Origin of the sequence: Chromatium okenii, from assembly GCF_002958735.1 — a bacterium.
Taxonomy (GTDB): Bacteria; Pseudomonadota; Gammaproteobacteria; order Chromatiales; family Chromatiaceae; genus Chromatium; species Chromatium okenii_A.
Map to the genome: position 1 here is coordinate 95,905 of NZ_PPGH01000035.1, position 12,495 is coordinate 108,399.

The 12,495-nt window shown below is 48.1% G+C and carries 16 protein-coding genes; 12 read left to right on the plus strand and 4 right to left on the minus strand.

Translation table 11 applies throughout. The annotated features are described in order from the left end of the window. Nucleotides 1-51 precede the first annotated feature (51 nt). Nucleotides 52-1,152 (minus strand): DNA polymerase III subunit beta, encoded by a 1,101-nt coding sequence (gene dnaN / locus CXB77_RS08645; protein ID WP_105073576.1) that lies wholly within the window; start codon nucleotides 1,150-1,152, stop codon nucleotides 52-54. 215 nt (nucleotides 1,153-1,367) lie between these two features. On the opposite strand from dnaN, the gene rpmH reads away from it, so the two are divergent. From rpmH to mnmE, 5 genes are read left to right on the plus strand one after another with little or no spacing between them, the layout of a single operon-like run. Beyond that, a complete protein-coding gene (gene rpmH / locus CXB77_RS08650) occupies nucleotides 1,368-1,505 on the plus strand; it encodes a 50S ribosomal protein L34 (RefSeq protein ID WP_105073577.1) in 138 nt (45 codons plus the stop codon). 32 nt (nucleotides 1,506-1,537) lie between these two features. Next, nucleotides 1,538-1,891, plus strand: a complete 354-nt coding sequence (gene rnpA, locus CXB77_RS08655) for a ribonuclease P protein component (RefSeq protein WP_277949396.1) — start codon at nucleotides 1,538-1,540, stop codon at nucleotides 1,889-1,891. Further along, nucleotides 1,876-2,112, plus strand: a complete 237-nt coding sequence (yidD, locus tag CXB77_RS08660) for a membrane protein insertion efficiency factor YidD (protein WP_105073579.1) — start codon at nucleotides 1,876-1,878, stop codon at nucleotides 2,110-2,112. Before rnpA ends, yidD begins: the two co-directional genes overlap by 16 nt. After that, nucleotides 2,105-3,763, plus strand: coding sequence for a membrane protein insertase YidC (yidC, locus tag CXB77_RS08665; protein WP_105073580.1), 1,659 nt, complete (start codon nucleotides 2,105-2,107; stop codon nucleotides 3,761-3,763). Before yidD ends, yidC begins: the two co-directional genes overlap by 8 nt. A gap of 26 nt (nucleotides 3,764-3,789) precedes the next feature. Beyond that, the gene (gene mnmE, locus CXB77_RS08670) at nucleotides 3,790-5,127 is read left to right on the plus strand and encodes a tRNA uridine-5-carboxymethylaminomethyl(34) synthesis GTPase MnmE (RefSeq protein WP_105073581.1); all 1,338 of its coding nucleotides are present in this window, start codon (nucleotides 3,790-3,792) and stop codon (nucleotides 5,125-5,127) included. 13 nt (nucleotides 5,128-5,140) lie between these two features. Here mnmE and CXB77_RS08675 read toward each other — a convergent pair whose 3' ends face one another. Continuing rightward, complete coding sequence (locus CXB77_RS08675; RefSeq protein WP_105073582.1) at nucleotides 5,141-6,703, minus strand: DEAD/DEAH box helicase; 1,563 nt, start codon at nucleotides 6,701-6,703, stop codon at nucleotides 5,141-5,143. Nucleotides 6,704-6,799: 96 nt separating this feature from the next. On the opposite strand from CXB77_RS08675, the gene CXB77_RS19690 reads away from it, so the two are divergent. The 7 genes from CXB77_RS19690 (at nucleotide 6,800) to CXB77_RS08695 (ending at nucleotide 10,871) form a co-directional block, all read left to right on the plus strand. Next, nucleotides 6,800-6,961 carry a hypothetical protein gene (locus CXB77_RS19690; RefSeq protein WP_172452606.1) on the plus strand — a complete coding sequence of 54 codons (162 nt, stop codon included), beginning with the start codon at nucleotides 6,800-6,802 and terminating at the stop codon, nucleotides 6,959-6,961. A gap of 129 nt (nucleotides 6,962-7,090) precedes the next feature. Further along, nucleotides 7,091-8,269 carry a dicarboxylate/amino acid:cation symporter gene (locus tag CXB77_RS08685; RefSeq protein ID WP_105073584.1) on the plus strand — a complete coding sequence of 393 codons (1,179 nt, stop codon included), beginning with the start codon at nucleotides 7,091-7,093 and terminating at the stop codon, nucleotides 8,267-8,269. 45 nt (nucleotides 8,270-8,314) lie between these two features. After that, nucleotides 8,315-9,103, plus strand: coding sequence for a hypothetical protein (locus CXB77_RS21660; protein WP_242445579.1), 789 nt, complete (start codon nucleotides 8,315-8,317; stop codon nucleotides 9,101-9,103). After that, nucleotides 9,100-9,813, plus strand: coding sequence for a hypothetical protein (locus CXB77_RS21665; RefSeq protein ID WP_242445580.1), 714 nt, complete (start codon nucleotides 9,100-9,102; stop codon nucleotides 9,811-9,813). The genes CXB77_RS21660 and CXB77_RS21665 overlap by 4 nt, the downstream gene beginning before the upstream one ends. Then, nucleotides 9,765-10,085 carry a hypothetical protein gene (locus tag CXB77_RS21670; RefSeq protein ID WP_242445581.1) on the plus strand — a complete coding sequence of 107 codons (321 nt, stop codon included), beginning with the start codon at nucleotides 9,765-9,767 and terminating at the stop codon, nucleotides 10,083-10,085. Before CXB77_RS21665 ends, CXB77_RS21670 begins: the two co-directional genes overlap by 49 nt. A gap of 16 nt (nucleotides 10,086-10,101) precedes the next feature. Then, nucleotides 10,102-10,392 carry a hypothetical protein gene (locus CXB77_RS21675; RefSeq protein ID WP_242445582.1) on the plus strand — a complete coding sequence of 97 codons (291 nt, stop codon included), beginning with the start codon at nucleotides 10,102-10,104 and terminating at the stop codon, nucleotides 10,390-10,392. Then, entirely contained in the window at nucleotides 10,287-10,871 is a 585-nt protein-coding gene (locus CXB77_RS08695) for a DUF2272 domain-containing protein (RefSeq protein WP_242445583.1), read from the plus strand. Before CXB77_RS21675 ends, CXB77_RS08695 begins: the two co-directional genes overlap by 106 nt. Before the next feature lie 94 nt (nucleotides 10,872-10,965). Here the strand turns inward: CXB77_RS08695 and CXB77_RS08700 are convergent, their stop codons facing one another. Beyond that, nucleotides 10,966-11,424, minus strand: a complete 459-nt coding sequence (locus CXB77_RS08700; RefSeq protein ID WP_347338090.1) for a DUF2058 domain-containing protein — start codon at nucleotides 11,422-11,424, stop codon at nucleotides 10,966-10,968. A gap of 46 nt (nucleotides 11,425-11,470) precedes the next feature. Beyond that, nucleotides 11,471-12,484, minus strand: coding sequence for a glycosyltransferase family 2 protein (locus CXB77_RS08705; RefSeq protein WP_105073585.1), 1,014 nt, complete (start codon nucleotides 12,482-12,484; stop codon nucleotides 11,471-11,473). Nucleotides 12,485-12,495: the final 11 nt, after the last annotated feature.

A 12,495-nucleotide genomic window follows, 5' to 3' on the forward strand; every position in this document is an offset into this window, starting at 1 on the left:
TTGGCGAATAGCGCAATAACATTTGCGCTATTCACATGCTGAAAAACTGCGCTAAATACGCATTGGCATCACCACATAGGATTCATCATCAGCATCTTTACCGTGCCACACTGAACTACTGTTCGCATCTTGGAATTGAATATAGACTTCCTTCCCGTCAATAACACCTAATACATCGGTGAGATACGACACGTTAAATCCAATGGAAATAGAATCATCTTGATAATCCAATTCGATCTCCTCCTCCGCCTCTTCTTGCGAAGGGTTTTGCGCCAGCAAACGCAGCATTCCTTGATCGAAAGTTAAACGCACACCACGATATTTTTCGTTGGATAAAATCGCAGTGCGTGACAAAGCGCGTTTTAATTCATCTTTCTTTAATGAGGCTTGTCTGCTCAGTGTATGTGGAATCACTCGTTCGTATTCAGGATAACGACCATCAACTAATTTTGAAGTCATGGTGAGATTTCCCATCACAATGTGAATTGACTTCTCACCCAAACTCATTGTAATCACGTCATCACTGTAATTCAGTTGTCGCCGCAGTTCTGAAATGGTTTTGCTTGGTACAATAATTTGGCGTAATTCACTGATACCCACATCAACTGAACTTTGGAATTTCGCTAACCGATGACCATCGGTAGCAACTGCGGTTAATGTGGATTCACGGAATTCAAGTAATAGACCATTCAAATAGTAACGCACATCTTGCTGCGCCATTGCAAACGCAGTCTTATCTAAAAGACGCTTAAATACTGATTCAGTAATGGATAACTGAAAACCATCCTGTACGGTATCCATCAATGGAAATTCAGATGCTGGCAATAATCCCAAGGTAAAGCGACTGCGCTCTGCTTTGACAGTGCAGCGTTCATCGCTCATCTGGAAATGAATCTCAGTGCCTTCACCTAAACTGCGGCAAATATCAACGAGTTTTTTTGCTGGAATGGTTACTTCACCGGATTGTTTTAATTCAACTGGAAAGCTGGTTTTTACTTCAACTTCTAAATCAGTTGCAGTAAGCATGACGCGATCATCGTTCGCAACCAAGTGTAAATTACTTAAAATTGGCATTGTTTGCCGCCGTTCAACGACGCCAATAACTTTTCCTAAAGCAGGCAGCAAAGTTTCTCGACTGACTGTAAATTCCATTAGATTCTCCGAATAGAAATAAATAATATAGGCTGATAACAAAGTTTAGAGTGAAGACGCGAATAACTTTGCTGTAACAGCGTACACTGTACGACACTAGATAAAATTTGTCTAATCTTTATTGACTTTAGTTTAAAAATTGCTTATGTTTCCAACCCTTTTCCGGTCGGTTGTTATACGATCAAACTCTTACCCATTTCGGAGTCTCTTTACAGATGAAACGTACTTTTCAACCCAGTCGCTTAAAACGTGCACGTACTCATGGATTCCGTGCGCGTAGTGCTACTCGCAATGGCTTAAAAGTGTTGAGCGCCCGCCGTGCTAAAGGGCGTGCACGTCTTTCTCCAGTCTGAAGCGGATTAGACCAATCGATTCTCTGTCTCGCCTGCGTTTTTCGCGGGCACAGCGCCTGTGCAATGCAACCCAATTTAAGCGGGTATTTGCACATCCAATGCGAACAGGAAAAGCAGGTTTCATTGTACTTTGTCGTGCCAACGATCTTACTGAAGCACGACTTGGTCTTGCAATCTCTAAGAAATGTGCGCGTCGCGCTGTTGATCGGAATCGACTTAAACGAATTGCCCGTGAGAGCTTTCGGATTCATTGTCAATCAATTCCTCCGGTAGACATCGTTATTCTTTGCGTTCACGGCGCACCAAAAATCCCCAACACGCAACTTTTTTCATACTTAGAACGCGCTTGGGTCATCATTAGGAATCCGTCATGCGTCGCATCTTGATCATACCGATCAAGGTATATCAATACCTGATTAGTCCATTGATTGGGCCGCATTGCCGTTTTTATCCTTCCTGTTCCCAATACGCCGTAGAAGCTATTGAACGCCACGGAATACTTTACGGCATTTATTTAGCCGTGCGCCGTCTTGCGCGTTGTCATCCTTGGCACGCTGGCGGTATTGATCCAGTCCCACATGAAAGGCAGACCAAGACTCATGGATAATCAGCGATTAATCCTATTTTTTTCACTCGCAGCAGTGCTGTTTTTAATTTATGAGTCATGGATGCAAGACTACGGTCAGCCCACCTTGGCTCCTGTCACACAAGAACAGCAGCAAATTGCAACAGCTATTCCGCAAACGAATCAGGCAGATATTCCGGTTATTGCGACCAATGCCGATACGGCTGATATGTCAATGTCGGAACCAAGCAATGATCGTTTTATTCGCGTTGAAACCGATCTTTTGAAACTAGATATTTCACCGCGTGGCGGCACCATTAGTAATGCTTGGTTATTAAACTATGCAATTACACCTGAAAAACCTGAAGAGCGGTTACAACTGCTCAAAGCTATTCCGCCGAATATGTTTATTATTCAATCAGGGCTTATCAGTAAAGACGCAGCAGTATTACCAACTCACGAAGCAGTTTTTCAAAGCACTGCTGCTGATTATCGACTTGAAGAAAATGCAGATCGGCTTGAGGTAGTTTTAACATGGCGTAATGACTTCGGAATAGAGGTGCAAAAAAATTACATCTTTACCCGTGGTAGCTATGTTGTCGAAATTCGGCAAACTGTAAACAACGCGACAGAAGCGCCACTAATTGCTCGTGAATACAATCAGCTTCAACGTACCGATTTTACTGATCTTCACGAATCGCGGTTCGTTAGCAATTATACTGGCGGCGTGTATTACAGCCCTGAAGACAAGTATAAAAAAGTTTCATTTCAAGAAATGAGTAAGGGTAAATTGGATCGTGTTGTCACCGATGGCTGGATTGCAATGATTCAGCATTATTTCATGGCAGCTTGGATTCCACCGCGTCAAGCCTCAGAAAACTTCTATACCAATGTTTTAGGCAGCTCACGCTATATTATTGGTAAATACTCGCCAGTCATTACCATCGCGCCAAAAGCCAGTTATACCTTTGAAAACCAGCTTTTTATTGGCCCCAAACTTCAAGACACGCTTTCAAGTGTCGCGCCTGGTCTCGAACTTGCGGTGGATTACGGCTGGCTCACTGTCATTGCCCAACCAATTCATTGGGTACTTGCTAGTATTCATGCCGTTGTTGGTAATTGGGGCTGGTCTATTATTTTCCTGACTATTCTTATTAAACTCGCTTTTTATAAGCTGTCTGAAACCAGCTACAAATCAATGGCGAATATGCGTCAACTGACGCCACGAATGCAGGCACTTAAAGATCGTTATGGCGATGACAAACAACGTCTCAATCAAGCGATGATGGAGATGTATAAAACTGAGAAAATCAATCCTCTCGGTGGCTGTCTGCCTATTCTTATTCAGATTCCGGTCTTTATTGCGCTGTATTGGGTATTGCTTGAAAGTGTTGAAATGCGTCAAGCACCCTTTGTGTTGTGGCTAAATAACCTTTCTGCGCCAGATCAATACTTCGTATTACCGCTGATCATGGGCATATCCATGTTTATTCAGCAAAAACTCAATCCAGCACCACCTGATCCAATTCAGGCAAAGGTAATGATGAGTCTGCCATTTGTCTTTACCGTGTTCTTTGCATTTTTCCCATCAGGATTAGTGCTGTATTGGACGGTGAATAATCTGCTCTCTATTGCCCAGCAATGGCATATCACCCGCAATATCGAACGTGCTGCAGCAAAACATAAACGCTAATTTAGGCGTTTGATTTCATTGATCGTATGACGCCAGAAACTATCGCCGCAATAGCCACGCCACCAGGTCAAGGTGGCGTTGGTATTGTGCGCGTCAGTGGCGCTCAGGTTCCGGCAATTGCAGAAGCAATTCTTGGACGTTCACTCATTCCCCGCACAGCAAATGTTGCTGTTTTTCAAGATGTTAATGGCAATTTCATTGATGAAGGAATTGCAATTTTTTTTCAAGCGCCAAAGTCATTTACTGGAGAAGATGTTTTAGAATTACAAGGGCATGGTGGATCAATTGTTCTTGACTTAATTTTGCAACGTTGTTTGGCACTAGGTGCTCGCATGGCGCGACCCGGTGAATTCACGCAACGCGCCTATCTCAATGGAAAACTTGATCTTGCGCAGGCAGAAGCAGTTGCAGATTTAATTGAGAGCACAACGACATTAGCTGTGCGATTAGCAGGTCAAAGTTTGCAGGGTGTTTTTTCACGGCGTATTGATGCGCTCATTGAGCAGTTAATTCAATTGCGCATGTTGCTGGAAGCAACGCTTGATTTTCCTGATGAAGATGTCGATTTCGTAGCAGAATTATCTGTTGCAGAACAATTGCAACAAATGATTGCCATGACGCAACAAATTATGCGCGAAGCGCATCAAGGACAACGGATTCGAGAAGGCTTAACCGTAGTGATTGCGGGATTACCAAATGCTGGAAAATCGAGCATTTTAAATATGCTTTCAGACAGTGACGCAGCAATTGTAACGCCGTTACCGGGTACGACTCGTGATTTACTTAAACTTCATATTCAAATCGATGGTTTACCAATTCAGATTATTGATACTGCGGGCATTCGTAATACCGATGATTTAATTGAACGTGAAGGAGTACGTCGGGCGCAAGATCAACTACAAAAAGCAGATTTGGTACTCTGGATTTATGATGCAACTGAAAGTGTTGCACTAGCATTTCCTGAAGAGTTGTTATTGAATTGTCCCGTTATTAAAATTAAGAACAAAATTGATTTACTTGGCTTAGAACCGCAATTGATCGAAATGCCTGATGGAGTTGAAATTGCACTATCAGCGGTCACAGGTGCGGGATTCGATTTACTGCGCACGCATCTAAAAACTTGTGCTGGAGTAAATATGCTTCCTGAAGGAGCATTTATTGCACGGCGTAGACATCTGGACGCGTTACAGCGTGGTTTAACATCACTGGATATGGCACTTGTTAATTTGACTGAACAATTGGGAATAGAATTCGTTGCAGAAGAGCTTTTTCAAGCGCAGCAGTCATTTGGAGAAATCACCGGAAAAGTTACTTCCGATGATTTGCTGGGTCGCATTTTTTCCAGTTTTTGTATTGGAAAATAATGCCTTTTTTCATTCAATCCACTGCGACATCATTTGATGTTAATTTACGACGACGCCGCCGTTTTAATTTTTGTGCACGGCTCTCCATGTCTTCAGGCGGAACGGCAAGAATAGGATTAGAAATAGGAGCAAATGGTGGCGGACTGGTGAGTGCGGCGGGTTCGACACGCCACCGACTGGGAACGGTACGACGAATTCTGGGAAATGGAGCGATGGTTTCAGGTGTAAAATTCTCCACATCCTGTTGTATTGGTTGTATTTTTACTGGTGGTTCTGGGTTCATCGCTGGACGAGATTTGCGTATTTGCGCTTTTTGAGGCGCGGCAGTTCTGATGGAGCGATCTGGTTCGCGGCGGTTTTCTCGATCTTCCTGATCTGGACGTAACTGACTGTTTGCATTGATTTTTGCGAGCAATTCACTCTCAATTGGCAATACTGGAATTTTCGTATTGATAAAAGTTTCAATATCGGGCAAATAAAACGCATAGGTTTCGCAGACAAAACCAATTGCTTCCCCAGCTGCACCAGCACGAGCAGTGCGACCAATACGATGTACATAATCTTCAGGATCATCAGGCAGATCATAATTGATTACATGGGTGACATCGGGAATATGTAAACCCCGTGCTGCAACGTCAGTACCAACCAATACGGGCAATTTACCAGCAGTAAAATCATGTAATAACTTTAGGCGTTTATTCTGTGGTACATCGCCGGAAAGCACAGCAGTATTGATCCCGTTGCCTTGCAAATAACCCCATACTCGATCTGCTTCGCGTTTCGTATTCACAAATACCATGATTCGCGCATTTTCCCAACTGCGCACCAAGCCAATTAACAGTGGGATTTTTTCATCATTTGCTGTCATATAACAGCATTGCCGCACACGATCAGCGGTAATGGTATCGGTCGCAATTTTAACCAATTGCGGACGATTCATATATTCATAGGCTAATTCAGTAACGCGATACGATAGCGTTGCCGAAAATAATAAACCGAGTCGCGCTTCTGGTGGCGGCATTCCGCGTAATAAAAAGCGAATATCTTTAATAAAACCGAGATCAAACATGCGGTCTGCTTCGTCAAGCACAGCAACTTCAACTGATTGAAGATCAAAGATTTTCTGTTTGAAATAATCAATTAAACGCCCTGGTGTACCGATTAAAATATCAACACCCGCAGCGAGATCATCGCGTTGTTGTTGATAACCAGTACCACCGTAAACCAGCCCGATGCGCAGTCCAGTATGCGCAGCAAGTAATTGTGCATCGCCATGAATTTGCACAACTAATTCACGAGTAGGCGCTAAAATCAGCGCACGGGGATGACTGATTTGACGCAATGGTGGCGGCGCAGTCTTGAGCAACCGCTGCATCACTACCAGCAAAAACGCGGCGGTTTTACCGGTTCCGGTTTGCGCCTGTCCCGCAACATCGCGTCCAGCCAACGCCAGCGGCAAGGTTTCCGCTTGAATTGGCGTGCAGTGTGTAAAACCGGCGTCAGTAAGACCGGCAAGAATGCGCGTATCGAGGTCAAAACCATCGAAACGGGTCTGCGTTAAGTGTTTATTGGTCATAACATTTTGACATTGAGATTGGCGATTACGTTTCAATCGTGGCTAAATTAACCGGCTTGCTTGCCAATCTCAACCAAATTGCTCCGATTTTGCACAGTGATTCGTTATCGCGTCGCGCTTGCTGCGAACAAATGGCAAATGATGCGGATAAAAAAACCAGCATTAATTGTATTTGAGAGCACGATTTTTATTCAGCATGTGCAGCAATATGATGACATCAAAAAAACAACCGTCGGCTGGGTTGATGCAATCAACTAAACTGCAAAATTCATCGCTGTTTTAATGACGGTTTAATTCAATCCCAGTGATGCTGGTGTCAGTTGTTGGGTTCCAACAGCGGCAACCCAATTTACGATTATTTGAAAGATATTTTTAGAGATGACAGCCATGTTTTTTCGTCGATTTTATTCTGTTCCAATCGGTCTGTTGGTCGGAATCATCCTTGCTTTATTATTTCCCGCTGGAGCGCCAGCGGTTGCTTGGCTGGGACAAATTTTTATTGCCTTGCTCAAATTACTCATTCTGCCACTGATTTTAGTATCCATTTACGCTGCACTCGCCGGCGGAAATGAATTGCGCCGAGTTGGTGGACGCACTTTTGGCTATTACGCTGCAACCTCCGCAGTCGCAGCAATAATTGGCACACTGCTCGGTTTATTTTTTTCGCATAATTTACCGGTCGGTTTACTGCATTTGGAACAAGTTACAACTACCGAAGTGGCGTTTAGTTTAGATCGACTGATTGATTATTTTATTCCCAGCAATTTATTCGCTTCACTCGCTGCCGGAAATGTATTGCACATCGTGCTCATTGCCGTCATTGCTGCGCTCGCGTCGCGCCAACTTGCCGCTAATCACCGCGCAACCTTAATTGGCGGAGCGCAGGCACTTGATGCGCTGTTCATGCAAACACTGAATGGAGTGCTCGCCATCGCGCCAATTGGAATCGCGGCGCTGGTTTATGACAGCCTTGCCACGATGGATTGGACGGGCGTATTTCAATTGCAAGCCTTTGTATGGGCGGTCAGTTTGGGTGTGATCCTTCATGCGTTATTCGTGATGCCACTACTTTATTGGCTGCGCACACATCGCTCGCCGTGGCAATTGCTTATTGCCTGCCGCGAACCGTTATTCACTGCGTTATCCACTGCATCGAGTTCAGCAACTTATCCGGTTTCAAAACGCGCATTGGAAAATTTCGGTGTTAGCGAACAAGTCACCAGTTTGACGTTACCGCTGGGCGCGACGCTTAACATGCACGGTTCAGCAATTTATCAATCCATCTTACTTATTTTTATGGCGCAATTGGCGGGAATTGAACTCAGTCCGCTGCAATCGCTATTGATCGTATTATTAACCATGGCGTCTTCCGCAGGTACTGCCGGTATTCCCAGCGGCGGCATTGCAATGATGGCATTCATGCTGACGCTGCTTGGTTTACCGCCAACTTATTTGGCACTATATTTAATTGTTGACCGCTTTTTCGATTATCCAATTACCGCTGTCAATGTCTGGGGCGATTTGGTAGTTGCAGCGATTGTGGATCGAGAATTGAATCACGCCTGATACACTTTCACGAACAGCATTCTGAATGAAATCACGGTGACAACCATGCCATCACGCTTTTTTCAATACGGCATCTTCGCGCTGGCACTTTGGGTGATTGGTGCGCCAGCAGTTTTCGCTGCGCCGGATTGCCAGCAAAGTCCGCAAACGCACATTTGGACTTTTCCGCAACAGCCGCAGCCCGGCGCTCCGCTGGAAGTGCTGGCGGTCGCAACGGACACTGCCATTGATCAACTCACGATGATCGATCCCGGTGGCGAGCAAATGCCGCTGCGCAGCATTGCCAGCGCCGGTCCGCCGTGGTCGCGTCATGCCACGCTGTTTCGACCCAGCGCCGGAATTTATCGGCTTGAAGCGTTGCGGGGCGGTCAAATCGTTGCCTGTACCGAAGTTGATGTTGGCGGTGCGGCAGCGCAGCAGAGCAGTGGCGAATGGGATTTAGCGACCGAGGCGCTGTATTCCGTGTGGATTGAAAAGCTCTTTGATGCGCCGCCAGAAGAAGCTCTGAGTTTTAATTCGCTCGCGCCGTCATTGCGCGATCCAGAACGCAATTTACTTTTTAACGCGCTGGGTGCGGATGAAGAGCGCCGCTTGCCTGCAACGCCGGATTGCGCGGATTTACCGTATTTTTTGCGCAGTTATTTCGCGTGGAAAATGGGTTTGCCCGTTGGGTATCGCGCCTGCAATCGCGGCAGTCGCAATCGTCCGCCGAGCTGTGAAGTGCAAACCATTGATCGCCGTTTCGTCGGTGACGCTGCGCCGTTGAGCAGTTTCCGCGAACTAAGTCGGCGCATCATGACACGGTACATTCCGGCAGTGGGCGCACCAGTTTGACCGATGATGCCACTGATTTTTATCCGGTTGCGCTGGAGCGGGCGAGTCTGTGGCCGGGCACGCTATATGCCGATCCCTACGGTCACACGCTGATGTTGGTGAAATGGATCGCGCCGAGCGCAGGACGCAGCGGATTGCTGTTGGCAGTGGATGCGCAGCCGGACAATTCCGTCACGCGGAAACGGTTCTGGGAAGGCACATTTTTATTTGCGCACACGCCGAGCAGCGGACCGGGATTTAAGGCGTTTCGTCCGTTATTGCGCACCGCGTCGGGCGAACTGCGAGCGGCCACCAATGCAGCGCTCGACGGTGCGAATGGTCGCCCCGCGTTTTCGACCGAACAGAATGAACTCGCGCCAGCCGATTTTTATGCGCGAATGGAGCAACTCATCAATCCCAACGGTTTGACGCCGGAGCTGGCATATCAAACCAAACTAGCGGCGCTCATGGAGCAATTAGAAACCCGTTTAACTTCAGTGGATAACGGCGAGGTGTACATGCGCGATCATCCCAGCGCGGAGGTGGCGATGCCCAGCGGCGCGGCGATTTTCGAGACCATCGGCGCGTGGGAGGATTACGCCACGCCATCGCGGGATATGCGCTTGCTTATTGCGATGAATGTGGTGGAAGGATTGCCGGAGCAATTCGTCGTTATCCGCAGTTGTATCAATTGCGTGGCACGACACCAGAACGCGCCGCTGCCGCAGTAGAACAACTGCACAATCAATATCTTGATGAACGATTCATTAGTTATAGCCGCAGCGATGGCAGCCCGTGGCGACTGCCTCTGCGCGAGCTTTACGTTCGCCGTGCGGGGCTAGAAATTGCTTATAATCCAAATGATTGCATCGAGCGGCGCTGGGGCGCAGATGCAGACAGCGCCGATGTTGCGACCTGCACCCGGCGAGCGCCGCCGGAGCAACGGGCAAAAATGGAGGAATATCGTCCGTGGTTTCACAATACGACGCGCCCACCACGATGATGTCTTTACTTTACAAGTGGTTACGTTTCGCGGTGCTGGGCGCAGTGTGTTTGGCGCTATTGGCTGCGCCACGCCACCCGAGCGTTCCGGTTCCGACAGCGGTCGTAACAAAAACGGCAGTTGGGCTGGCGTGCCCATCGGCGCTCCGCCAACGCCAAATAGTCGGGTGAAGCAGGCGATTTTGTCGCGTGCCCATCGAGAATGGGAATTTTTCGGGCGACAAACGGTGGTGTTAAAGGTGGCGAAGAAAGCATTCCGCACGTTGGCGCGTGGGAAGATGACAGCGACCGCCACAGCGACCGCGTGAATGTTTATTGGCGAATCGTCAAGGAACCGCAATTAACCGGCATGGATTGCAACAAACCGTGGTCGGCCGCGTTTATCAGTTGGATCATGCAGGCAGCAGGAGTGCCGACAACCCAGTTTCCACTGGCAGAAGCGCATTCCACCTACATCGCCAGCATCATTGCTAACGCCAGCGAACCGCGCCGTTGGTTTGTGCCGCGTCGCATCAGCGATTACAGCCCTAAACCCGGCGATTTAATCTGCGCTTCACGCGGCAAAGCTCGCCCGCGTTTCGTCAACGGCTACATCAGCGCCAGCAGTTTGCAAGGCATGAGCGGTCACTGCGATTTGGTGGTTGGCGCGAGCGCCCGCAGTTTGGAAGCCATCGGCGGTAATGTGCGTAATTCAGTTTCAAAAACCACGCTGGAACTTGATCAAAAAGGACGTTTGCAGCCATCAGCCAAGCGCCCGTGGTTTATCGTGCTGGAAAATCGCTTGTGATTGAAGCGATCACCACATTAAATCGTCTGGAATCTGATAAGCCGCGTAGGATCATCCTCGGTCGCGAGCGCAACAGGTTCGTTGAATACCAGCACTAAACTGGGATCACGTTCACGTACTCGCGCCACAGCTCTGCCGGAATCACTTCATAAAACGTATCTTGCCGCACGATTGCCAGCCGTCCGGCAACCAATTTGGCTTGTTGTTCTTTGTTGACATAAATGCGTTTGAGCGTCACGCCATCGGTGAAGTTGTAGACGAGATCGCCGCCGTCGCGCACGACGCGATTGGCATGAATCAATTGACGAATTTCGTTTACCGCCGCATGTAACGCCGCTTCTTCCTGACGCTGCCGATTGAGTTCACGGTCGCGCTCCAGCTTCTCAATTCGCGCCCGTTCCGCAGCAGCTCGCGCCTCAGCGGTTTCGGTCGTTTCCACCGATTTACCGCCACTTTGTTTGCTCTGTTTATGCTGGGTGGAACGCGCTTGTTTGAGCGATTGCGCTTTCACCAATCCTGCTTTAAGCAGTTGATCTTGCAACGAATTAGCCACAACGGCGATGCTCCGAAATGAATTTGGAATTTTCTCAGTCCTTGCATTAAAGGACGTTCGGGTGATTTGTCATCCAACCCGCAGCGGCGGGATCGGATTGCCAACGAATGCGGTGGTGGCTGTGGTCGCTGGAGGCGTAAAAAGTGCGGGTGAGCAGTTCGGCAAGGACACCCGTCGTTAAAAACTGCGCCGCTGCGAGCAGCAGCAAAATCGCAATCAGCAGCAGTGGACGATGACCAATGTCTTCACCCAGTGCGAATTTGACGAGCAGCAAATGTCCCATCAGCACTGCGCCGATCCCGCCAAAACTGAGGCCGATCATGCCGAAAAAATGCCCCGGTCGTGCACCAAAACGCAGAAAGAAAAATGCTGCCAGCAAATCAAGCAATACGCGAAATGTCCGTGAAATCCCATATTTAGACACGCCAAATTGCCGGGCTTGATGCGCGACCACGCTCTCACCGATGCGCTGCGGAGCGGTGACACCCGCCATCCATACCGGAATGAAACGGTGCATTTCGCCAAGCAGCCGCACTTCTTTAATAACGATGGCACGATAGATTTTTAAACTGCACCCGTAATCATGCAGCGCCAGCCCCGTTACTTTACCAATCAAGGCGTTAGCGAATCGTGACGGGATTTTGCGCAGCAGCAATCCATCTTGGCGCTGCTGCCGCCAGCCTTGTAGTAAATCAAGGTCTCGCGCCAGCAATTCGTCAACCAAACGCGGAATCTCCGCCGGATCGTTTTGCAAATCGCCGTCAAGGGTCGCAATCAATTCGCCCCGCGCTGCATCAAATCCGGCTTGCATTGCTGCGGTTTGCCCAAAATTGCGACGCAAGCGAATGACGCGCATGTGCTCACCAACGCGAGCGATTTGTGCGCAGAGCTGCTCGCCAGTTCCATCGCGGCTGCCGTCATCGACACAAATCAATTCCCACGCGCCGGAATAGTGCGCCAAACCTTCTTGCACTCGCGTGACCAATGGTTCCACATTGTCGATTTCTTGATACAACGGAATGACTACCGATAATGATGGTGACGTGGTAAAGCGCGACATAATGGACAACT

Excerpts from the sequence above, each read along its gene's own strand:
- CXB77_RS08675 (WP_105073582.1), bottom strand. The coding sequence starts at position 6,703 with ATGACCAATAAACACTTAACGCAGACCCGTTTCGATGGTTTTGACCTC.
- mnmE (WP_105073581.1), top strand. The coding sequence starts at position 3,790 with ATGACGCCAGAAACTATCGCCGCAATAGCCACGCCACCAGGTCAAGGT.
- CXB77_RS08685 (WP_105073584.1), top strand. The coding sequence starts at position 7,091 with ATGTTTTTTCGTCGATTTTATTCTGTTCCAATCGGTCTGTTGGTCGGA.
- yidD (WP_105073579.1), top strand. The coding sequence starts at position 1,876 with ATGCGTCGCATCTTGATCATACCGATCAAGGTATATCAATACCTGATT.
- CXB77_RS21660 (WP_242445579.1), top strand. The coding sequence starts at position 8,315 with ATGCCATCACGCTTTTTTCAATACGGCATCTTCGCGCTGGCACTTTGG.
- yidC (WP_105073580.1), top strand. The coding sequence starts at position 2,105 with ATGGATAATCAGCGATTAATCCTATTTTTTTCACTCGCAGCAGTGCTG.
- rpmH (WP_105073577.1), top strand. The coding sequence starts at position 1,368 with ATGAAACGTACTTTTCAACCCAGTCGCTTAAAACGTGCACGTACTCAT.
- CXB77_RS08705 (WP_105073585.1), bottom strand. The coding sequence starts at position 12,484 with ATGTCGCGCTTTACCACGTCACCATCATTATCGGTAGTCATTCCGTTG.
- CXB77_RS08695 (WP_242445583.1), top strand. The coding sequence starts at position 10,287 with ATGGGAATTTTTCGGGCGACAAACGGTGGTGTTAAAGGTGGCGAAGAA.
- dnaN (WP_105073576.1), bottom strand. The coding sequence starts at position 1,152 with ATGGAATTTACAGTCAGTCGAGAAACTTTGCTGCCTGCTTTAGGAAAA.